This window comes from Niallia taxi, assembly GCF_004005475.1.
Classification (GTDB): Bacteria; Bacillota; Bacilli; order Bacillales; family Cytobacillaceae; genus Niallia; species Niallia taxi.
Genome location: NZ_RZTZ01000002.1, coordinates 766,592 through 787,858 on the forward strand (window position 1 = coordinate 766,592; position 21,267 = coordinate 787,858).

17 protein-coding genes are annotated in these 21,267 nt (G+C 38.2%); 7 read left to right on the plus strand and 10 right to left on the minus strand.

The window, feature by feature from the left end; translation table 11 throughout:
* Positions 1–38: 38 nt before the first annotated feature.
* Positions 39–626 (minus strand): nitroreductase family protein, encoded by a 588-nt coding sequence (locus EM808_RS08715; protein WP_127737784.1) that lies wholly within the window; start codon positions 624–626, stop codon positions 39–41.
* A 435-nt stretch (positions 627–1,061) separates the two neighbouring features.
* On the opposite strand from EM808_RS08715, the gene EM808_RS08720 reads away from it, so the two are divergent.
* Positions 1,062–1,679 carry a lysozyme family protein gene (locus tag EM808_RS08720; RefSeq protein WP_127737785.1) on the plus strand — a complete coding sequence of 206 codons (618 nt, stop codon included), beginning with the start codon at positions 1,062–1,064 and terminating at the stop codon, positions 1,677–1,679.
* Between the two features lie 96 nt (positions 1,680–1,775).
* Here the strand turns inward: EM808_RS08720 and EM808_RS08725 are convergent, their stop codons facing one another.
* Both EM808_RS08725 and EM808_RS08730 read right to left on the minus strand, forming a co-directional pair.
* The gene (locus EM808_RS08725; RefSeq protein WP_127737786.1) at positions 1,776–2,492 is read right to left on the minus strand and encodes a GntR family transcriptional regulator; all 717 of its coding nucleotides are present in this window, start codon (positions 2,490–2,492) and stop codon (positions 1,776–1,778) included.
* Positions 2,493–2,560: 68 nt separating this feature from the next.
* Positions 2,561–3,760, minus strand: a complete 1,200-nt coding sequence (locus tag EM808_RS08730) for an enolase C-terminal domain-like protein (protein ID WP_127737787.1) — start codon at positions 3,758–3,760, stop codon at positions 2,561–2,563.
* 303 nt (positions 3,761–4,063) lie between these two features.
* Here EM808_RS08730 and EM808_RS08735 point away from each other — a divergent pair, with 303 nt between their 5' ends.
* Complete coding sequence (locus tag EM808_RS08735; protein ID WP_164849601.1) at positions 4,064–5,455, plus strand: PTS transporter subunit EIIC; 1,392 nt, start codon at positions 4,064–4,066, stop codon at positions 5,453–5,455.
* Positions 5,456–5,498: 43 nt separating this feature from the next.
* On the opposite strand, the gene EM808_RS08740 is transcribed toward EM808_RS08735, so the two are convergent.
* The 3 genes from EM808_RS08740 to EM808_RS08750 form a co-directional block, all read right to left on the minus strand.
* Entirely contained in the window at positions 5,499–6,425 is a 927-nt protein-coding gene (locus tag EM808_RS08740) for a LysR family transcriptional regulator (protein WP_164849602.1), read from the minus strand.
* Positions 6,426–6,803: 378 nt separating this feature from the next.
* On the minus strand, positions 6,804–7,232 hold the full coding sequence (locus tag EM808_RS08745; RefSeq protein WP_127737789.1) for a DUF3888 domain-containing protein: 429 nt from the start codon (positions 7,230–7,232) through the stop codon (positions 6,804–6,806).
* 33 nt (positions 7,233–7,265) lie between these two features.
* The gene (locus EM808_RS08750; RefSeq protein WP_127737790.1) at positions 7,266–7,955 is read right to left on the minus strand and encodes a DUF421 domain-containing protein; all 690 of its coding nucleotides are present in this window, start codon (positions 7,953–7,955) and stop codon (positions 7,266–7,268) included.
* Between the two features lie 430 nt (positions 7,956–8,385).
* Between EM808_RS08750 and EM808_RS08755 the strand changes: the two genes are divergently transcribed.
* The 3 genes from EM808_RS08755 (at position 8,386) to licT (ending at position 12,755) form a co-directional block, all read left to right on the plus strand.
* Entirely contained in the window at positions 8,386–10,305 is a 1,920-nt protein-coding gene (locus EM808_RS08755) for a beta-glucoside-specific PTS transporter subunit IIABC (RefSeq protein ID WP_127737791.1), read from the plus strand.
* A 68-nt stretch (positions 10,306–10,373) separates the two neighbouring features.
* A complete protein-coding gene (locus EM808_RS08760) occupies positions 10,374–11,795 on the plus strand; it encodes a 6-phospho-beta-glucosidase (protein ID WP_285094897.1) in 1,422 nt (473 codons plus the stop codon).
* Positions 11,796–11,924: 129 nt separating this feature from the next.
* Entirely contained in the window at positions 11,925–12,755 is an 831-nt protein-coding gene (gene licT, locus EM808_RS08765; protein WP_127737793.1) for a BglG family transcription antiterminator LicT, read from the plus strand.
* 34 nt (positions 12,756–12,789) lie between these two features.
* On the opposite strand, the gene EM808_RS08770 is transcribed toward licT, so the two are convergent.
* From EM808_RS08770 to EM808_RS08785, 4 genes are all read right to left on the minus strand, one after another.
* Entirely contained in the window at positions 12,790–14,169 is a 1,380-nt protein-coding gene (locus EM808_RS08770; protein WP_127737794.1) for an MFS transporter, read from the minus strand.
* A gap of 30 nt (positions 14,170–14,199) precedes the next feature.
* Positions 14,200–15,210 carry a quercetin 2,3-dioxygenase gene (locus EM808_RS08775; protein ID WP_127737795.1) on the minus strand — a complete coding sequence of 337 codons (1,011 nt, stop codon included), beginning with the start codon at positions 15,208–15,210 and terminating at the stop codon, positions 14,200–14,202.
* Positions 15,211–15,279: 69 nt separating this feature from the next.
* Entirely contained in the window at positions 15,280–15,855 is a 576-nt protein-coding gene (locus EM808_RS08780; RefSeq protein WP_127737796.1) for a TetR/AcrR family transcriptional regulator, read from the minus strand.
* Between the two features lie 119 nt (positions 15,856–15,974).
* Entirely contained in the window at positions 15,975–16,985 is a 1,011-nt protein-coding gene (locus EM808_RS08785; RefSeq protein WP_164849603.1) for an AraC family transcriptional regulator, read from the minus strand.
* Positions 16,986–17,183: 198 nt separating this feature from the next.
* On the opposite strand from EM808_RS08785, the gene EM808_RS08790 reads away from it, so the two are divergent.
* Entirely contained in the window at positions 17,184–18,527 is a 1,344-nt protein-coding gene (locus EM808_RS08790) for an MFS transporter (protein WP_164849604.1), read from the plus strand.
* Positions 18,520–21,267 carry an alpha-L-rhamnosidase gene (locus EM808_RS08795; protein ID WP_127737799.1) on the plus strand — a complete coding sequence of 916 codons (2,748 nt, stop codon included), beginning with the start codon at positions 18,520–18,522 and terminating at the stop codon, positions 21,265–21,267. The genes EM808_RS08790 and EM808_RS08795 overlap by 8 nt, the downstream gene beginning before the upstream one ends.

Sequence of the window (21,267 nt, forward strand, 5' to 3'; positions counted from 1 at the left end):
AGGGAAGATGTATCGCATCTTCCCTTTTTCAAAATAGATTAAAGTGCACCTTTACCAAATGAACCTTCAAATAGTGACTCACTTAATGCACGTCTGTTGCTTGGCTTTTCGCGCTCTTGCAAATTATCAGGGAGCGCTTCTTTTTCCCCTTGATAACCTATTGCAACAACAGCGTGTAGTTCATATTGCTCTGGAATGTTTAACACTTGACGAGCAAGCTCCTTATCAAATCCGCCCATCGCATGTGTGACCAAGCCTTTATTATGTGCTTCAAGAGCAAGGTGACTCCATGCAGTACCAGCATCAAATGCATGCCAAGCATTGGGACCGCGTTGTGTTAATGCTTCCGAAATAATAACTGCTATTGCAGGTGCATGCTTAGCCCATGTCAGATTTCCAGGTACAATAAAGGAATGGAACTTCTCTAAATCTTCTTGCGTGCGGGCAATAATAAATCTCCAAGGCTGAATATTGGATGCAGAGGGAGCCCATCTTGCAGCTTCAAATATACTTAATAGCACCTCCTCAGGTATATCCTTCTCCAAAAATGAACGGGGAGACCAGCGATTGATAAATTGCTGTGAGATTTCGTAATCAGCATTGCGGAAGTCTTTCATATCAGCCATAAATAATCCTCCTAACTAGAAATATTAGTTAAAATATACCATAAATAACCTAGGATAAAAAGTTTTGCAAACAATTGTTAGAAGATAATGATGTTTCTAAAAGATATGTTAATAAGGAAATATATGTTAATATATTGTTAATGATACAATGGAGGATAATAATGTCATATATTACTGGTTTTTGGCAACTGATGATTTTTTTATTGTGAGTCTTATTGGTGAGAGGGGTATATAAATTTATAAAGGTAAAACGGTACTGAACGGAGCAATAAATCTGCACACAGCTGCTAAAAAGGCAGCTATTTTTTATTAGGAAAAACATTTGCAAAAAAAATGGACAGTGTTTAGGTTAAGGAAAGAAATTCTCACCTGTTTCTTGTATAATGGATAGAGAAAAACATGTAAACATTTAAATTGCTTTAATGAGGGGTTAAATTGAAAAAAAGAAGAAGAAAATTGAAAAAACTGCCATTCCTAATCTTAATCGTTATTGTTTTATACGGTGGTTATTTAATTACCGCTAAATCTATTAAACAAACAGCTGAAACAAGATTAGCCAATTATTTGCCAGAGATCAAGGATGAATTGGAAAAAAATGAACTGGATGCAGATGAGTTTGCACCTGTTTTGCTTGCCATTATGGATCAGGAAAGCCATGGGAAAGGCAGTGATCCAATGCAATCATCTGAATCTGCTGGTTTAGCGCGAAATGAAATCGGTGACCCCGCAGAAAGCATTAAACAAGGAGTGTATCATTTTTCCGAAATGTACAAATATGGTGAAGCAAATGATGTAGACCTTGAAACAATTATTCAAAGCTATAATATGGGTCCAGGCTATATCGATTTTATTGTTAATAGTGATACAAACCATAGTGAGGAAACAGCTAAATCCTATTCTGAGCTTATGGTAGAGAAATCGCCTGATTTGTATACATGCAATAACGATAAATTAAATTTCCGCTATCCTTATTGCTATGGTGATTATAGTTATGCAGGAAAAGTCACTGCAAAAATTGATGCGATGAATAAGCTTGTGAGACAGCATTTATAGAATTAGGTAAATAAAAATTATACAAAAAAAGATAAACAAAAGGTTTGTCTAAAAGTTTTAAGACCAGTGGAAATCACTGGTCTTAAGTCATTCAGGTTATTTTTTTCTGTACTCATGCTTGTGCCGATTGAAGGGTGTAAAATAGGAGACGGAATAATCTAAATTAATCATTTCACTATATTCAAACACCTTGCCATTTTCTAATATACCTCTATTAATAATTTTCATGGCTGCACTCCCTTTTTTACAATTAAGCAGGTCTGCATCCTCTTTAGAGATGTTAATAGCACGGTATGTTGTGATGAAATGGGAGATGATTAGCCCGCATTGCTGTACATAATCATGGACAGATTTTTTTATTTCTTCTTCGTTCAGATCTGGAAAATAAGAACAGGGAAGTACGGATGTTTCAATCTGCATCTTTTGAAAGTCGACAATTCTTATCCGTTTAAACTCCCATAATTTCTTATTTGGAACCATATGTAAATCAAAAATCTTTTCGAGCTCTTGATTTGGCTGGATTTTTTTTAAGTAAATAATTTTTGAATGGATATCCTTGAATTTTTTTTCCGTAAGTGAATTATAAATTAAAGGACTTTTATATCTAGTTTCAGACACAAAAATTCCCGAGCCCTGAATGACTTTAATACACCCAATGTTGACAAGCTTCTTTAACGCTTCTCTAATCGTATACCTTGAAACAGTATACAGATCAGAAAGCTCCCTTTCTGTCGGGAGCTTTTCTCCAGCTTTGTACTTATTCTGATAAATTTTACTGAGTATATCCTCTGCGATAAAATCTCTTTTTTTCATTATTTATACCTCGAAAATTATTATCTCTCCTCGGTTCATTGTAGCATGCAAAGGTATAGGAGCGCTTGTTATGGTGTGTGGATTGCGCCGTTCGGCAGGCGGGACTCTGTCCACTCGTGTTTACGGTAAATAACAGGATAGGCAGCTGCCATTTCTTCGTCAAAATCTACACCAATGCCGATTTCTTCAATTGGATAAATATACCCATCCTGTACCTTCACATTACCAGGAAACATTTTTTTTGTTGTTTCATCTGGTTCTTGAATTTCCTGAATGGCTGCATTATGAAGATGGATATTTAAGTGCGTATTGACGGCAACACCAATTGGTGTCATATCAGATGGGCCATGCCATGCAAGACGAACACCAAAATTCTCACAAAGCGCTGCTAGCTTTAAGGCTGGTGTAATTCCACCTATTTGTGAAACATGACAGCGAATAAAATCAATTTGACGATTAACAATCAGATTTCTCCATTCTACGGGATTATTAAATAATTCTCCTGTAGCAATCGGGGTGCTGCATTGATTTCTTAAGGAAACAAGCCATTCATTTTGGTCTGGAGGAAGAATATCCTCTAAAAAGTATGGTTTAAATGGTTCCAAATCCTTCGCTAGCTGCAATGCTTCATTAGGAAAAAGTCTTTCGTGAACATCATGCAGGAAATGGATAGAATACCCATATTTATCCCTGAGTGCCTGAAACATTGTGATAACGTCCTGCCGATAATTATGCTGATCAAAATATTCACCGCCAGCGTCCTTTCTGGCGAGATGCATGTTCGGGTTTTTCCCGCCGTATTTTCCCAGTTGACAGCGGATATGTCGATAACCTTTTGCCAGCAGCCGATCCACATCCTCGAAAAGCTGTTCGATTGTTAATCCATCAGCATGTGTATATGCAGCAATAGCATTTTTGGATTTTCCGCCAAGCAGTTGATAAAGAGGCATGCCAGCTAATTTTGCTTTTATGTCCCATAATGCCATGTCAATGCCAGCAATAGCATTATTGATAACAGGACCGTTTCTCCAATAAGAATTAACCATCATTACTTGCCAAATGTCTTCTATATGATTTGCATCACGATTTATGAGCAGCGGTTTTAAATACTCTTCGATTATTGTTTGAACAGCTAATGGTCGTTGTTGAAATGTGGCACATCCGTAACCGTAAACACCATTATTCGTTTCTACTTTAACAACGACAAGATTATGCCGATGCGGATTTGTTACAAATGATTTTATGTCAGTAATTATTGTTGGTTCCAACTCTTAATCTCCTTTTCTCTCGCTTTTTTCGTCAAATCAAAGCCTTATAATGACTCCATTAAAGCATATGGAAAAACAACGAGTCAATTTGGTCAGGGAAGTACTTCATATACATTAATTTACCGTACCAATATATTATCAAATAGATGGTGAAAGCCAGCTGCAGCAACGGTCTCCATAATAATGGGTGCTTTTTTAACCGCTTTCATAGTAAGCGGTGCTATGCTATTATGACCTTGTCAAATCAAGGTTCTATAATTAATGTTAATCTGCATTTACTTGATAATGAGAGGATGCTTTAGGATGAAGGAAAAAGAAGCTGTTAAAAGAATCATAGAAAATGTTGGCGGGAAAGATAATATTAAGAAGGCATGGCATTGCATGACAAGATTACGGTTTGATTTAGTCGATCAAGCAAAAATTGATCATGAAAGTGTTAAGCAAGTTAACGGAGTTATTGGAGAACAGCTGCAAAATGATCAATATCAAGTGATTATTGGTACAAATGTGCAAGTCTATTATAATGCTTTAATGGAAGAATTAGAGGTAGATGAAAATACAATTAGCACAATAGAGGAAAAGAGCAGTAAAGGAATGTTTGGCAGATTATTGGATGTAGTTTCAGGTGTGTTTGGACCAATTGTGCCTGCCATTGCAGGAGCGGGAATGATAAAAGGGGTTTTGGCTGGTTTAATAGCTTTAAACATTTTGTCAAAGGAAAGTGAAACGGTTGTTATCTTAGATTTAATTGCTAGTGGAGTCTTTTATTTTCTGCCATTCTTCTTAGCAGCATCTGCAGCAAAAATCTTTAAAACAAATCAATACTTAGCGATAGCAGTAGCAGGAGGGCTGATGTACCCGACGTTGCTTGATGCGGCGAAGCTTGGAGAAATAACCAAGTATTATTTTCTAGGGCTGCCGATACCTGTTATTAATTACTCAGGTACTGTTATTCCCATTATTTTATCTGTGTGGGCATTAAGCTATATACATAGATGGGTAGATAAATGGATGCCAAGTGTATTGAGAACCGTATTTACGCCAACATTGACTTTATTCCTTGTTATTCCAGTTACACTTATTGTAACAGGTCCTTTAGGCAGCTATGTTGGGAGGGGCCTGGCATATATGGTTGAATTTTTGTTTAATGTGTCTCCGATTTTGGCAGGTGTTGTCATGGGTGGGGCGAGACCGATTGAAATCGTTTTTGGTGTTCACCATGCTATCACACCGATAGCCTTGCAAAATTTTGCGGATAAAGGATACGACATGCTGATGCCAATGATGTTCATGACAAATATGGCGATTGCTGGTGCGACCTTTGCAATGTTTTTCAAAGCGAATAGTAAAACAGAAAAGTCAGTGATACTATCTGCAACCATTTCAGCCATACTTGGCATAACGGAACCTGCTTTATTTGGAGTTTTAATCAGGAACAAAAAGGCATTTATTGCGTGTACAATCGGCAGTACGATTGCTGCGACATTCTTTGCTGTCATGGGGGTGAGAATATACGGGTATATTCTTTCAAGTATTGTAAGTCTTGTTGCATATGTCGGACCGTATTTTCCGTATGCAATTGCAGGTATCATTATCGCAATTGGAACAGCCTTTTCCATCACGTTTTTGACGGTAAAAAAGAATTCATTTGGGGCGGGGCATAAAGATACTCCCGTTCAGAAAATAAGTGGATAATAATTAGAGGGGTGTCTCCCTTTAGGGGAGGTCCCTCTGACTATTAAACGAATGCCTCTATTGGTGATCTTTGATTAATTAATTTTTTTATGATAGATAGGTAGCTTTGCATAACCTCATTGTTTGCCACTGATTTCGGATAGACAGCCCATATTTCCCGATACAAATAATCGGGACTTTTAAAGGGCAATACAATAATATCTCCTGATGCATAATCTTGGTGATTAATAAGGGAAAAATCATCGAGTGCACAGATGGCATGGCCATCCTTAACAACATTTCTTATTAGTGCACTATTATTGGAGGTAACAAAAACAGGGTTGGTTTCCAAGCCTGTTTTTTTCACAAGCTCTTTATGTGTGGATGTTTCCAGGACGGCAATACTTTCATTTACTAAATCTTCCTTCGTCAGAAATTTTCTAGTAGATAAAGGAGAATGCTTACTTAATGCAATACAGACATAGCTTTGATAAAATGGCTCAATATGGATGGAACTGCTATTTTCTAACAGATTTCTGTTCTCAACAATTAAGGATAGGTCGAGTGACCCATCATTTTTTGTGATCTTTGAGACGATATCCTCATGCATACCCTCTTGTATTTCAACCTTCAAATCCTTATATTTCTCCTTTAGGGACATAAGAGCAAGATAGCCTACATTTCCGAATGTTGGAGAAAAGGCAATTCTTAAAGGCAAGCATTGCTGTCCATTTTCCATTCTTTGCACTTCGTCATATAGCTCTTTATACTTACACTGCAGCTCGAATGCGCGTTTCAGGACAATTTTTCCTTCAGGTGTTGGATTAGTCCCTTTGTTGGAGCGCTGAAAAATAGTGACCCCTAAATTTAGTTCTATTTGCAGGATGGATTGGCTGATTGCAGAAGGCGTTATATGCAGATTATCTGCTGCTTTCCTGATAGACCTTTCCTTCGCCACTTCCAACAAATAATCAATTTGTTCTATATTCATTTTCATCCTCCTACCTAAAAAAATACTTAAATGATTGTCCAACTTTATTACTGTTCTTATAGTACTTAATATTCGCCTTTTATTAGTCTCAATAATAAAATGGAGAATTTCAATTTAGAGACAAAAAGGAATTAAATAACTAGCTATTGTTCCTATTTTTGACTATTGATGTTTTGATAAGCAAACATAGCAAGGGTTTTTCGTTGGAAGTAAGAAGAGGCAGGTGATTGAGATGAGCAATAAAGAATTGGAGCACGGATGAAGTGAAATTACTGCAACACTTTTAAACAGAATAGAATTAAGGGTGGAACAAGGTATTCCAAGCTGCTCGAAAAGGCGTTAAAAGGAAGTAAAAACAGACTGCCGATTGACAGCCTGTTAGCTTCCTTTATAATATTTTACAAGCTTGATTTCAAGTCCATTTACTTTTTCGCTTTTTAACCGAGGTGCAGTGCCGCCAATATTCGGTGCGTCAATTTCGAGGACTACTGTATCCGTAAATGTTTCGCCATCAGGCTCTCCGACAAGAATGGACAGCTTTACTTCATACCAGCCATTGTAACTGTCTTTGCCTGTTTGCTTCTGCATAATGGCAACATCTTCTACCTTTATTGGATTTACAATCATTTCCTTCCCATATTGGTCCTGAACGATTTTGTTTAATTTTGGCTCAAATATAGAGAAAAGAATATCCTCCGTTGTAAAGTAACCATCGACTCTTTCTGCTTTTGTTTCCGTTTTGGCATAAATATAATGTCCATTTGCGAAAATCATTAAACCTACAAGTAAAAATAGCAGATTTTTCATTTTGTCATTTACCTTCCTTCCATATTTATGTTGTCACTGATTTGGAGATTTATTATATGTTGCCACTTGTAGTCCTTTATCTTCCTGCCATTCAGCATAAAGGACATCTTTATAATCTGAAATTTGCTGTTGAGATAACTGTTTCTTCAGCCAGCCTTCGTTAAATTGGAGTGTTTTTAAATTTTGTTTATTCACTTTACCATCAAGCACTAATGCATATGCAAGCCGTACTTTTTTTTCTGGTATCTGTAAATCTTCATTAGTAGGAGCACCGTATGAATGCTTTGGCGCAACACTAATATTACCATCCTGTTCCAAAATGACATACTCTGCGTCAAATAAAGAAAAATAGCCTTGTTTTCTTAAAAGATGCTGAAGCTGACTTAAATCAATATGATTTTTTTTTAACGCTTTAAAGTCAATTTCTCCTTTATTCACAAGCATGGATGGTTTTCCTTCAAAGAAGCTGCGCAGTATAAATGATTTTTGTGTCAGTAACTCAACAAGGTAGATAAGTAGACCCCAAAGTAAAATGCTGTATACGATATCAAGCACACCTGTACGCTCATCAAAAATAGAATCTCCTACGAAATTCCCTAATACCATTCCAGTTATAAAGTCAAAGGGGGTAATTTGCGAAAATTGAATCTTACCTAGTATTTTCAGCATTAACAGAAGTGTAAAAAACCCGACACATAATTCCACTGTGATATCAACTAACATTTTCTTCACCTATTATCTTTTTAATTAATTTGCTTAAAGGCATGGTAAACTATACAGAAATTTCATCCGTTTATATAATGCGGAAAATCACCTGAAATATACAAAAGCTGGTCATTTTTCCATAGAGAATCAAAAAAGCAGTATAAACTACCGATAATTTATAAAATAGACAGGCTTGAATCATGGTTACATGCTTAAATCAATTAATCTGTAATAGATAAAAAATATTTTATTGAAAGCGTTGACATGAAATCGTTCTCATGATAAATTAAACCTATCAAATAACAACTTAATAAGTTCCTTGATGGAATGTTACCTTAAGTGGGCATAACCTGAACTGACTAGAACACGCTTTTATAGTGTGATTTAGTGGGCTCAGGTTTTTTATTTGGCAAAAACCAAAAATAGAGAAAAGAAGGAAGGGTCAAAAATGAAATATGAGCAGCTGGCAAAAGACATTATTGCTAATGTAGGTGGAAAAGAAAACGTTTCCAATGTGGTCCATTGTATTACACGCCTTCGCTTTAAGCTAAAGGATGAAGGAAAAGCAAATACAGAGGTATTAAAAAACATGGATGATGTTGTTACAGTCATGAAAAGCGGCGGACAATATCAAGTCGTTATCGGAAACCATGTACCTGATGTATACAAAGCTGTAGTTACAGTTGGTGGCTTTCAAGGTCAGGAGCAAGTGGAGGAAGATGAAGGACCAAAAGGTTCCCTTTTCAGCCGCTTTATTGATATGATTTCTAGCATTTTTACACCAGTCCTTGGTGTGTTAGCCGCATCAGGTATGATCAAAGGCTTTAATGCATTATTTGTTGCACTTGGCTGGCTGGAAAATACATCTGGCACCTACCAAATCTTAAATGCTGCCGGTGATGCACTATTTTATTTCTTGCCAATCTTCTTAGGATATACAGCAATCAAAAAGTTCGGTGGTACACCGTTCATCGGAATGGCGATCGGAGCAGCATTAGTATACCCGACCCTTTCGACCTTAACAACAGGAGACCCGCTGTACACAGTATTTGCAGGTACAATGTTTGAATCACCAATTTATGTTACGTTTTTAGGAATTCCCGTTATTTTAATGTCTTATTCATCATCCGTTATACCAATTATTCTTTCTACGTTCTTTGCAGCAAAAGTAGAAAAATGGCTTCGTAGCTTTATTCCAGATGTTGTTAAAACATTTGTAGTGCCATTATTAACATTATTAATTGTTATTCCAATTACATTTATGGTCATTGGCCCGATTGCAACATGGGCAAGCAGCTTGATCGGTGCAGGTTCATTATTCCTTTATAACTTAAGTCCATTAATTGCAGGGATTTTGCTTGGCGGTCTATGGCAAGTAATCGTTATTTTCGGTCTTCATTGGGGCTTAGTGCCAATTGCGATCAACAATGTGGCGACAATGGGCTTCGATACAATTCTTGCAACAGTATTTGCCGCATCATTCGCCCAAATTGGTGCAGTTCTTGCAATCTTAATTAAAACAAAAGATAAAAAGTTGAAATCATTGAGTATACCAGCATTCATTTCCGGTATCTTCGGTGTAACAGAGCCGGCTATTTACGGAATTACCTTACCATTAAAGAAACCATTTATCATCAGCTGTATCGGTGCAGCAGCAGGTGGAGCTATTTTAGGTCTTGCTAATGTAAAGGGTTACATTATTGGCGGTCTTGGAATTTTTGGAATTCCAACATACATTAGTCCTGATGGTCTTGGCATGGATTTATGGGGGGCACTAATTGCAATCGTTGTAGCATTCATTGTTGCTTTCATCTTAACGTACTTGTTTGGCGGAATTGGCAAAGAAAAAGCTGCAAGTACTAATGCAGAAGTAAAATCTGCTTCAAATGAAGTAGCTGCAACAACAGCAGTACAGCATGAGGTTATCATTAGTCCATTAAATGGTGAAGTGAAAGCATTATCAGAAGTAGAAGATGCAGCATTTTCAACAGGTGCATTAGGACATGGCCTTGCAATTGAACCAACAGAAGGGAAGCTTTATGCTCCAGTTTCTGGAACAGTATCAGCATTATTCCCAACAAATCATGCCATTGGTATTACGACTGATTCTGGTGCAGATATTTTAATTCATATTGGGATGGATACTGTACAATTTGAAGGAAAATACTTTAAAGCATATACAGTCCAAGGTGAATACGTGGAAAAAGGCCAATTGCTTATTGAGTTTGACATCGAAGAAATTCGTAAAGCAGGTAAGTTGTTAACAACACCTGTTGTTGTAACAAACTATAAGGATTACAGCATGGAGTTGACTAATAAAAAGCAAGTCACTACAGTAGATGAGCTGTTCAAATTAGATGTAAAATAATAGTGAGGTAGAAGATAAGGAGCATAAGCTCCTTATCTATTGCAATGAATATAAAGGAGGAAAAGAAAATGGCATTTCAAAAAGGATTCTTATGGGGCGGCGCAATCGCTGCAAACCAAGCAGAAGGTGCATATCTTGCTGACGGAAAGGGTTTAACAACAGTTGATCTTCTGCCGACAGGTCAAAAAAGATGGGACATTATGATGGGGAATTTATCCTCATACGAACCATTAGAAGGAGAATTCTATCCATCACATGAAGCGATTGATTTTTATAACCGCTATAAAGAGGATATTGCATTATTTGCGGAGATGGGCTTCAAGGCGTTGCGTCTATCGATTTCTTGGGCAAGAATTTTTCCAAATGGGGATGATGCAGAACCAAATGAAGCAGGACTGAAATTCTATGATAATTTATTTGATGAGCTGCTGAAATATGGAATTGAGCCTGTTGTTACAATCGCCCATTTCGATGTGCCAGTAAATCTTGTTAAAAACTATGGAAGCTGGCGAAGCCGTAAGCTTGTAGGATTCTTTGAGAAATATGCGACAACTCTTTTCAACCGTTATAAAGATAAAGTAAAGTATTGGATGACATTTAATGAGATTAACATGCTTCTTCACCTTCCGTTTGTTGGAGCTGGTCTTGTATTTGAAGAAGGGGAAGATAAGAAGCAGGTGAAATACCAGGCAGCACATCACCAGCTTGTTGCAAGTGCACTAGCTGTTAAAGCATGCCATGAAATCAGCCCTGATGCTAAAATTGGCTGTATGCTTGCAGCTGGACAAACCTATCCATATAGCTGTAATCCTGATGATGTTCTCGATGCAATGGAAAAGGATCGCGATTCTTTCTTTTTCATTGATATTCAATCTCGCGGAAAGTATCCTGGCTATGCAAAGAAATTCATTAAAGACCATAATATTACAATTGAGATGGAAGCAACGGATGAGGAAATTCTGCAGAATAATACGGTAGATTATATTGGCTTCAGCTATTATGCGAGCAGAACGACAAGCACAGATCCGGAAATCAATAAGACGACATCTGGAAATGTGTTCGGTTCGATTGAAAATCCATTTTTAGAAAAGTCAGAGTGGGGCTGGACAATTGATCCTAAAGGGTTCCGCATTACAGCAAACCAATTATATGACCGTTATCAAAAGCCGTTGTTTGTTGTTGAAAATGGACTGGGTGCCATTGATATTCCTGAAGAGGATGGAGCTGTAACGGACGATCATCGCATCGACTACTTAAACAAGCATTTACAGGAGCTATCTCAAGCGATTGATGAAGGTGTTGAAGTGCTCGGTTACACGAGCTGGGGCCCGATTGACCTTGTGAGTGCATCAACTGGAGAAATGAAAAAGCGCTATGGCTATATTTATGTGGACAAGGATAATGAAGGAAATGGATCATTAGAGCGTTCACGCAAAAAAAGCTTCGATTGGTATAAAGAGGTTATTTCGACAAATGGAGAAAATTTATAAAGAAAACACCTTTAGGAAAGCGAGTCAGTTGCTTTCCTTCTTTTGAATTTTCGAAAAATAATCCTTTTAGATTCCTATTTTCCATTATATTATAAGTAATAGAACGATAATAAACGAATAGGTGGTTACATGAGAATAGCCAAAGTATTTAATAATAATGTCATTAGCGTATTGGATGACAACCAGGAAGAGCTCATCATCATCGGAAAAGGTCTTGCATGGCAAAAAAAGCCAGGAGATATTGTGGACGAAGAGAAAATTGAAAAGATTTTTGAGCTGAAAAACAAAGATATTTCACAGAAATTTAAAACCCTTCTATATGAAGTTCCCCTTGAATATATGGAAGTGACCGAAGAAATCATCAAGCTTGCAAAAAGCAGACTTGGTAGAACCTTCACCGACAGTTTTTATATTTCTTTAACAGATCATGTCCACTTTGCTGTGGAAAGAATTCAACAAGGACATATAATCAACAATGCATTATTATGGGAAATTAAAAGGTTTTACAAAGATGAATATACAATCGGCAAAGAAGCATTGCGTATGCTGAAGGAGAAATTCGGTGTCGAATTACCTGAGGATGAAGCGGGATTCATTGCGATGCATATCGTGAATGCTGGTCTTAGTGAAGAGATGCCAGATGTTGCGAACATCACAAAGGTCATGCAAGACATTCTTAATATCGTTAAATATCATTATAAAATGGAGTTTGATGAAGAATCATTGAATTATTTTCGGTTTCTCACTCATTTGAAGTTTTTTGGTCAAAGATTGTACAGCAAAACGTATTTGCAGGATGACGATCCATTTTTGTATGATGCCTTTAGACAAAAGCATCCAGGAAGCTTTGAATGTACAGAGAAAATCAGTGAATATATTATGAAGCAATTCGACTATAGCATTACAAATAATGAAAAGCTGTATTTGGCAATCCATGTCCAACGGCTTGTCAGCAGATAATATAGTCATGCAAAGTAGGAAGGCGGAAGCCTTCCTACTTTGCATATTCAGCACTATTTTCCTTCAAACGAAAATGATAGGTTAAAGTGATGATAACAACAAGAATACTTAGTACTGTATATATATTGCTGTAGCTAATTCCATTCTGTGTCAGCAGGAGTGGATTCAACTGGATGCTAAGATTTTCCTTCTCAAGGGATGCACTCATCATCGTTGTAAACACTGCCCCGGAAATAAAATTAATCATCATCATTATTCCCATTCCGACACCTACATCCGTCTTAGGCAAAGTATTTGAAACAGTGTTTGCCATGGAAATCTGCATAAATGTTTGCCCGATACATGCAAAAATAAGGATAAACATTGTCATATATGGTGAATATCCTGCAAAAATAGACAAAACGCTAAAGCCGATAAAGAAACCTATCAAAGCTAGGAGGGTAAGAGAACGATTCCCCTTCCTATCTGCAAGTCTTCCACCGCTAATCCCTAATAATGCCGCTATTAATGCACTTGGGAACATGTATAAACCACTTAAAAGAGGCGATAATCCATTAACCTCTTGCAGTAATAGAGGCGTCAAATATGGAATTCCAAAGCCAATTCCTGAACAAATGCCGGAAATGGCAATTCCTAATGAAAACTGTTTGTTTTGGAACAAGGAAATCGGTATAAATGGATTTTTTCCTTTCATTATCCTCCAAATGAATAAAACAAAGCATAAAGCAAATAAAGCAGCATAGCTTAATGCACTTAATGTGATTGCTAACAGAAGGAAAGCAAGAGCACAAGCCAAACATGCCGCTCCAAGTAGATCCGTTTTCCCTTTTTTCTGCCGTTGTTGTTCATTTAGATATTTGCGGAAAAATGGCAATGTAATAAGCGAAAGCAGGGAAATAACAAAAAGATAATGCCAGTTAAAGAAGCTGGTGACACCTCCTGCCACGATTGGGCCAATCGCTGTTCCTAATGCCATCCCTGCTGATGTTAAACCTAATACACGCCCTCTTGTTTCCTTAGGGAAGAAGCGGGCAGGAATGATCATTGCAACAGTCGGCATAACAGATGCTCCTGCTGCTTGCAGACATCTGCCTGCAAGCAGCAGGGGAAAGCTGTTTGCAGCAAACCCCAAGATACTTCCAGCAGCAAAAGTGCATAAGCCGATAGTCAGCAAGGTTTTTAGCATAAATTTATCTGCTAGCTTCCCATAGAGAACAGATCCAATCGCATAAATGATAATATAGGCAGTTATAATCCAGCCTGCTTCTGTTGGCAAGAGCTTGAATTCCTTTGTGATAGAAGGGATTGCCATATTGAACATAGTTGAATTCATAACACTTATTACTAGAGCAAAAGTAAGTACCGCCACTAAACGGTCACTGTTTTTCTTTTCCAGTTTTAAATCGCCAGCCATTTTTTCTCTCCTTTATAAACTTATAGGTTGCTAGTTTTTGCTTACGACCTTCAAATCTAGCATTTCCAAGTTTTCTATAATCCTGTCAAAACGTAAGGGCATTGGTTGACTTGGGAACATACAATGCTCATAAGGATCACCTAGAATGCGGAAGAAAGGTTCAAATAATCCGGAGGCAAGCAGACCGACCATCTTCGTATAGTGGGAGTCAAGGCGATAGGAATGAACGGTGCCTGCAGGAACATGCAGAAAATCTCCAGGATGCATTTCGATTTCCTCGCCCATTGCCCACATCGTCATTTTGCCCTCCAGACAGAAAAAGGTCTCTGTATGCTGTTCATGATAATGCTCTACAATTTTGTCGCCTTTAGGTCCATCTGAAGCAACGATGATAAATTGGCCTTCTGTATTTTTTTGTGATGCAATAATACGGTGGAGCTGGTCACCTGTCAATAAACGGTCACCTTCACCTGAAAGGATAACATAGGGGCTAAGTGTATCAGGAAGCCTCGTTTTATTTGGCAATATCCGTTCAGCAGTTGGTTTTTGCCTGCTTAATTCGAAGTCTGTTTTTGACTCAGCTTCTGCCAGCAAGGCAGCAGAAATGTCTTTATTAATATGTGGGGGATATTCAGCATTTGAATAGGGACTACCGATAATGCGATAAAGGTTTGTCACTTCACCATTTGAAGTATAAGAGATAAATCTTGTTCTGTGGGCTAGCATTTTGTAGCTATGTACCGTACCAGCAGGAATATGGGCATAGTCTCCTTCTGTAAGCAAATAACTCTCACCACCAAGAGAAACTTCCAATTTTCCACTAAGAACTAGAATTCCTTCATGTGTTTTTTCATGAAGATGGGAAGGAAATGAATCGTCTTTTCCGCCTGTAATCAGCACCATACCGAAAATATTATCGGTACTTGCGGCATTAGCCATAATTGTTGCGACTTGTCTGCCGAACAGCAGGTGTTCTCCATCTCCACTACGCAGTAAATAGGGTGTTTTTTCCGTTGGTAAGCAGTCTTTAAACGTTTTCATTTTATTCGCTCCTTTACATATTGACTAGACCGGTCTGTCTAGAATAATAATACAAAGGGATAAAAATTACTACCCCTTTGTTTTTAAAATTTGTGGAATTGTTTCCATTACAACGATAAGTGGGGCTTTATCCTTACGAGTGATGGACTGCATAATTCCTCCGCCAATCATAGAATTAATCAGCATCCCCATTTTTAATGCATGCTCATCCTTCTCCCCATTTTGGATTAATTTATCCGCAATGATTTTCTCCCATTTTGAAAATGCTTGTATACAAGCAAGGCGTAATGGTTCACTAATAAGTGCTGTTTCGCTTGCAAGCAGGCCGACAGGGATTCCTTCAATGCTTTCAGGGGAATCAAACTGGCTTGATGTATCCTTTATAAATGCTTGGATTGCTTCAACCGGGTCTGATATTTCCTCCATTATTGTAAGCAGCTTTCTTTCAATAAAGCTGCTTGTAAAATGGACAGCCTCAATGGCGAGAAGCTCTTTGCCTTGGGGAAAATGATGATAGATAGACCCTTTCGGCAATCCGCTTTCACTTATGATTTGATTCATACCTGTTGCATGATAGCCTTGCAGCTGAAAAAGACGAGAAGCTGTTTGCAATATTTTGTCACGAGAATTCAATTTAGTATCCATTGTAAGTTTCCTTTCCTTCAAATGTGAGGATAGTCCTACTTTACTATAGAAAATAGAAAGAATATTGTCAAAGAACTGTTATGGCTTTTCGAAGATAATCTTAATAGCTTCCTATAAACTCATTTCTTCTTGTCTTTTTGTTCAAGCAGTCCTTTACGGTAATCAGCGGGAGTACATTTATAATATTCCTTAAATTTTTTATAAAAATGGTTAAAATTAGTATACCCAGTTTCATCTGCAATTCTGTTTATCTTCATTTGTGTATTTTCTAGTAGAAGCTTTGCTTGGCGAAGTCGAAGCTCTTGAACCATTTCACTAAAGGTTTTGCCAATATTCTCCTTCAACAGCCTGCTCAAATAATTTGGATGAAAATGAAATATGGAGGCAACTTCTTTTAAGCTTGTTGTTAAATAATGCTCTTCAATATATTGAAGGATTTCTAAGATTACTAGATTCCAGCTTTCATCCTTAGCCACCGCATGACTTTGTTTTTTGGATATTCTCATCAGCTCTGTAAAGAGGAGAACAATATTACAGCTTATAACTTCCTGGCTGGCTATATCGGGTTTATAAAACTCAAATAGTCCTTCATTGATATATTGGCGGACTTTTTTATTTCCAGAAGACGGGAAGTAAAGGTATCGGCCCTTCATTTTCGGCTTGTAAATGGTGTCAATAACAAATTTTGATATTAAATCATTTTCTGTTAAGCGGGCGAGAATATCGTGATTAAAGTAAGTTTTGCGTAAGAGGATGTTGATAATGATTGTGTCCTTGTCTGCCTTTTTAATTGTATGCATCACATCTGTATCTAAGATTGTTAAGTCACCCTCCTGCATTTCAACTGTCTCTCCATCTATCCACTGTGTAAAGCTGCCAAAATACGCATAGCTGATCTCTAAATAATCGTGTTTATGTACTTCTATGTCTACATAACGAGGATGCTTCATAAAGGTTATTTTCTCGTGTTTTTTCATTAACAAGTCTGCTGACAGGACAGAATCCAGGCCTGTTACTGGTGAAATCCGATTAATAGTCGATAATATTTCCTTCAGGTTATATACTCCTGATGATAAAGCTATTGCTTCAATTTCATTTTCAGCAAGCAGCTTTTTTTTTAAGTCCTTCACCAACATAGCCTCACCATACCCTTATCTCTAATAGGTTACTAATTGTTATAGAATAGCCGTTCATTTGACATAAAAATATAACAGATAATTATATAAAATGATTATGACACCGCTTACAACAATTAAGCAAGCGTTTTATGAAATAGTCAGTCTTTTTTTGTGGACGGTTCAATGATAAGAGGAAAAGGAGTGGGGAAAATGGCGAGCAAAGGATATTCTAGCATTTTACTCAGGGAGAAGCTGGCTTTTGGCGCAGGTGCATTTGGTAAAGACTTTGTTTATATTTTTGTTTCGATGTATTTATTGTACTTTTATACAGATGTATTGGGCATCTCTGCTGCAACAGCAGGATCGATTCTGTTAATTGTTCGGTTTATTGATGCAGCATTTGATTTGCCATTCGGCTTTATGGTTGACAAAACAAATTCTAAATGGGGGAAATTGCGGCCCTATTTGCTTTTTGGAGCCGTTCCATATGGGGTAACAGCGGCGTTTTTATTTTTCGCACCAGAGATAGGGGAGGGTGGAAAGGTTTTTTACGCTTTCAGTCTTTATTTCCTTATCAGCATTCTTTACAGTGTTGTCAGTATTCCGCATGCAGCCCTTAACACAGTAATGACAGATAATCCAGAAGAAAGGGCTCATTTAACGAAGTATCTGATGCTTTTTTCCGGACTAGCTGCAGCACTTGCTGGCAGTATAACAGTTCCTGTTGTTGCTATGTTTCCTTCTGAAAGATCAGGCTATTTCTTTATGGGAGCTGTTACTGGTGTAATGGCAATCCTGCTACTATTCCTATGTTTTAAAGGTACTAAAGAGCAAGTAACAACGAGTGAGCTAAATGAAAATATTCCCTTTAAGCTTGCCTGGAAAACAGTGCTCACAAATAAACCGTTTATTATTCTTTCTGCATCCTTTTTAATGATGCAAATAAGTCTTGGAATCCGTGGTGCTGCGGGCATTTACTATTTTATTTACAATGTTGGCAATGCAAATCTTTTTAGTGTCGTCTCAGCAGCGGGCGGGATCGCAGGATTGGCAATCACCTTCCTCCTGCCGGCAATTGTCCGCCGCATCGGGATGAAAAAGTTTTATATTGCAGCAGGTCTGTTAACGCTTCTTAACTTTTTGTCCATCTATGTCGCACCAGTCCATATAATTCCGCTTGTATTAGTTTTGAATATTGCTGCATCCGCGTTAACTTCTGTTGCTTTATTTGCTGCATGGGGTTCTCTCCCAGATGCGATAGCCTACCAGCTACAAAAGAATGGCTTACACATGGAAGGCGTGTATTACGCACTATATAACTTTATCCAAAAGGTAGGATCGTCGATTGCAGGAGGGCTCGCCGGATTTGTTTTAGCTGCATTTGGTTACAAGTCAGGCATGACACCAACAGCTAGAAGCTTAGAAGGAATTCTCGTTACAGCTGCGATTATTCCAGCAGTATGTGCCTTATTGTTTACGATATTCATATTTTTCTATCGTACAAAGGACAAAAACAAAAAAGAATCAGTAGAAAAGGGTGTTATCAATGGATAAAAGTATATTTGTAAAAAATTTAAAGGTGGAAAATCAAACTAATCCTCTCGGCATTGATATTTCATCTCCGCGCTTTAGCTGGATGATTAACACGGAGCAGAATAATGTGCTGCAGTCTGCCTATCATCTTATCGTGGCAGATGAGGATGGAGAGGAGGTTTGGAATACAGGAAAAACAGACAGTGATCAATCTGTGTGGATTCCATATAAAGGACCAAGTCTTAAAGCAAGGAAATGTTATTTCTGGAAAGTGAGGATTTGGGATAATAAAGGACAGATTTCTGATTGGAGTAAAGCATCATGGGAAATGGGACTGCTTGGTAAAGACGACTGGCAGGCTTGTTGGATTGAACCGGAACAGAAGGAAGCAGTCGAGGAGCCTTTTATTACAGTGCAGGAAATGTTTTCAGTGGGACTGAAGGATAAAAGCTTGGAAGAAAAAGCAAAGGACCTTCGGCCACCACAGCTTTTAAGAAGAAAATTCACGATAACAGGTGACATAAAAAAGGCACGGCTGTATGTAACAAGCCATGGTGTTTACCAATTGGAGCTGAATGGCAGTCGTGTCGGGAATAATGAATTCGCACCAGACTTTACGGCTTATAATGTCCGTCTTCAATACCAAACATACGATGTGACAGATTTGCTTGCTGCTGGAAATAATGCAATCGGAGCAGTTATTGCAGACGGCTGGTATATTGGCCGCATTCAGCTGACAGGGCACAGCTGCCAATTCGGGAACAAACTTGGCTTGCTCCTGCAGCTGGAGGTAGAATATCAGGACGGAACGACAGAACGAATTGTTTCAGATGAGCAGTTTGTTTCAAGTACAGGTCCATGGGAGTATGCTGATTTATTTATTGGAGAAAAATACGATGCCCGCTTAGAACAGCAGGATTGGAGCTGTTTTGAATTTAATGATCAAAATTGGAAGAATGTGAAACAGGTAGACTATCCCCTCGATAATCTGATTGCACAATTTGGACCAAATGTGCGTGCAATGGAGGAGATTTTGCCGCTATCCGTTCATTGTGAAACGGATGGTGCCCAAATTATTGATTTTGGGCAAATCATTGCCGGACGCATTCGGATTGCAATCGAAGCGAGGAATGGGGACATAATCACACTTCAGCATAGTGAGGTGCTGGATAAAGACGGAAAGTTCTTTATGAACATTATCGGCCGAAATAAGGACCAGACAGATATATTTATTGCAAAAGGGAAAGGTTCGGAGGTATATGAGCCGAGATTTGTTTTTCATGGCTTCCGCTATGTAAGAATCACAGGTCTTAAGGCAGCAATACAAAAAGACGCTGTGCGAGCAATCGTCCTGTACAGTGATATGGAGACAACTGGCCATTTCCAATGTTCGGACCAACGCTTGAACAAGCTGCAGCAAAATATTCAGTGGAGCCAGAAAACAAATATGCTGAGCATTCCGACAGATTGTCCGCAAAGAGAAAGAGCTGGCTGGACAGGTGATTTGCAGGTTTTTGCACCAACAGCTGCTTTTAACATGGACGTATATACATTTCTGGAACGCTGGCTAGGCGATGTTAGAGAAGAACAGTTTCCAGATGGTCAGATTGCCAACTTTGTACCGACTGGTAAATACTATGTAAAGGAATGCTCAAGCATGGGGCAGCTTTCCAGCGCAGGCTGGGGGGATGCGATTATTATCGTTCCATGGGTGCTGTATGAGCGCTATGGTGATGTACGTGTGCTGGAACAAAACTATGAGGCAATGGCAAAATGGCTGGCATATGTTCAAGAAAAGGCAGAAACAGAAATACCAGATTCGATGACAGAAACGGACCCGGTTGTATTGGAAAGACAAAAGTATTTATGGAATACAGGCTTTCATTTTGGTGACTGGCTTATTCCAAGCATAGTGGAAAGCGCGAATGAAAATACAGGACCGATGGACAGTGCTATTCTTACAAAAGAGCTTGTGGCAACTTGTTTTTACGCGAATTCTGCCTTGCTTTTCGCTAAAATAGCAGAACTTCTTGGAGACAAGGAAATTAGCCAGACTTACTACACTTTAAATAAACGTATACGCAAAGCCTTTGAGAAGGAGTATATAGAATCAAATGGCAGAATTAGCGCTCACTTTCAAGGGATTTATATTTTGGCACTGCAAATGAACATGGTTTCAAGTGAAAAACGTCCGCTGGTTGCAGCACAATTAGCACAATTAATTAAAGACAATGACCATAAATTAGATACAGGCTTTTTATCTGTTCCATATTTAATGGATGTGCTCTGTGCGGAAGGATATGAAGATATTGCTTATCGCATCCTCTTCCAGACGGATTGTCCTTCTTGGCTTTACGAAGTAGAAAGGGGTGCGACGACCATTTGGGAATCATGGTCAGCTATTAAAAAAGACGGAACAGTTGGGCATATGTCCTTTAACCATTATGCCTTCGGGTGTATTGGCGATTGGCTTTACCGTGAGCCCGGTGGCATCAAGCATAGCTCACCAGGCTATAAACATAGTATTATCGAGCCAAATGTGAATGTCGGATTGAGTAGTGCTAAAGCGGTTTTGAAAACAGGATATGGAATCCTGTCATCTGCTTGGGAAAGAAACAACGACTTCATAAAGCTGGAAGTGAAGATACCGCCAAATACGACCGCAACAGTTATACTGCATGGGGAAAAACGAGTGGATATAGGAAGCGGTACACACCAATTCCATTATGAAAGTCCTTCCGTATTAAATGGAAGAGCATAG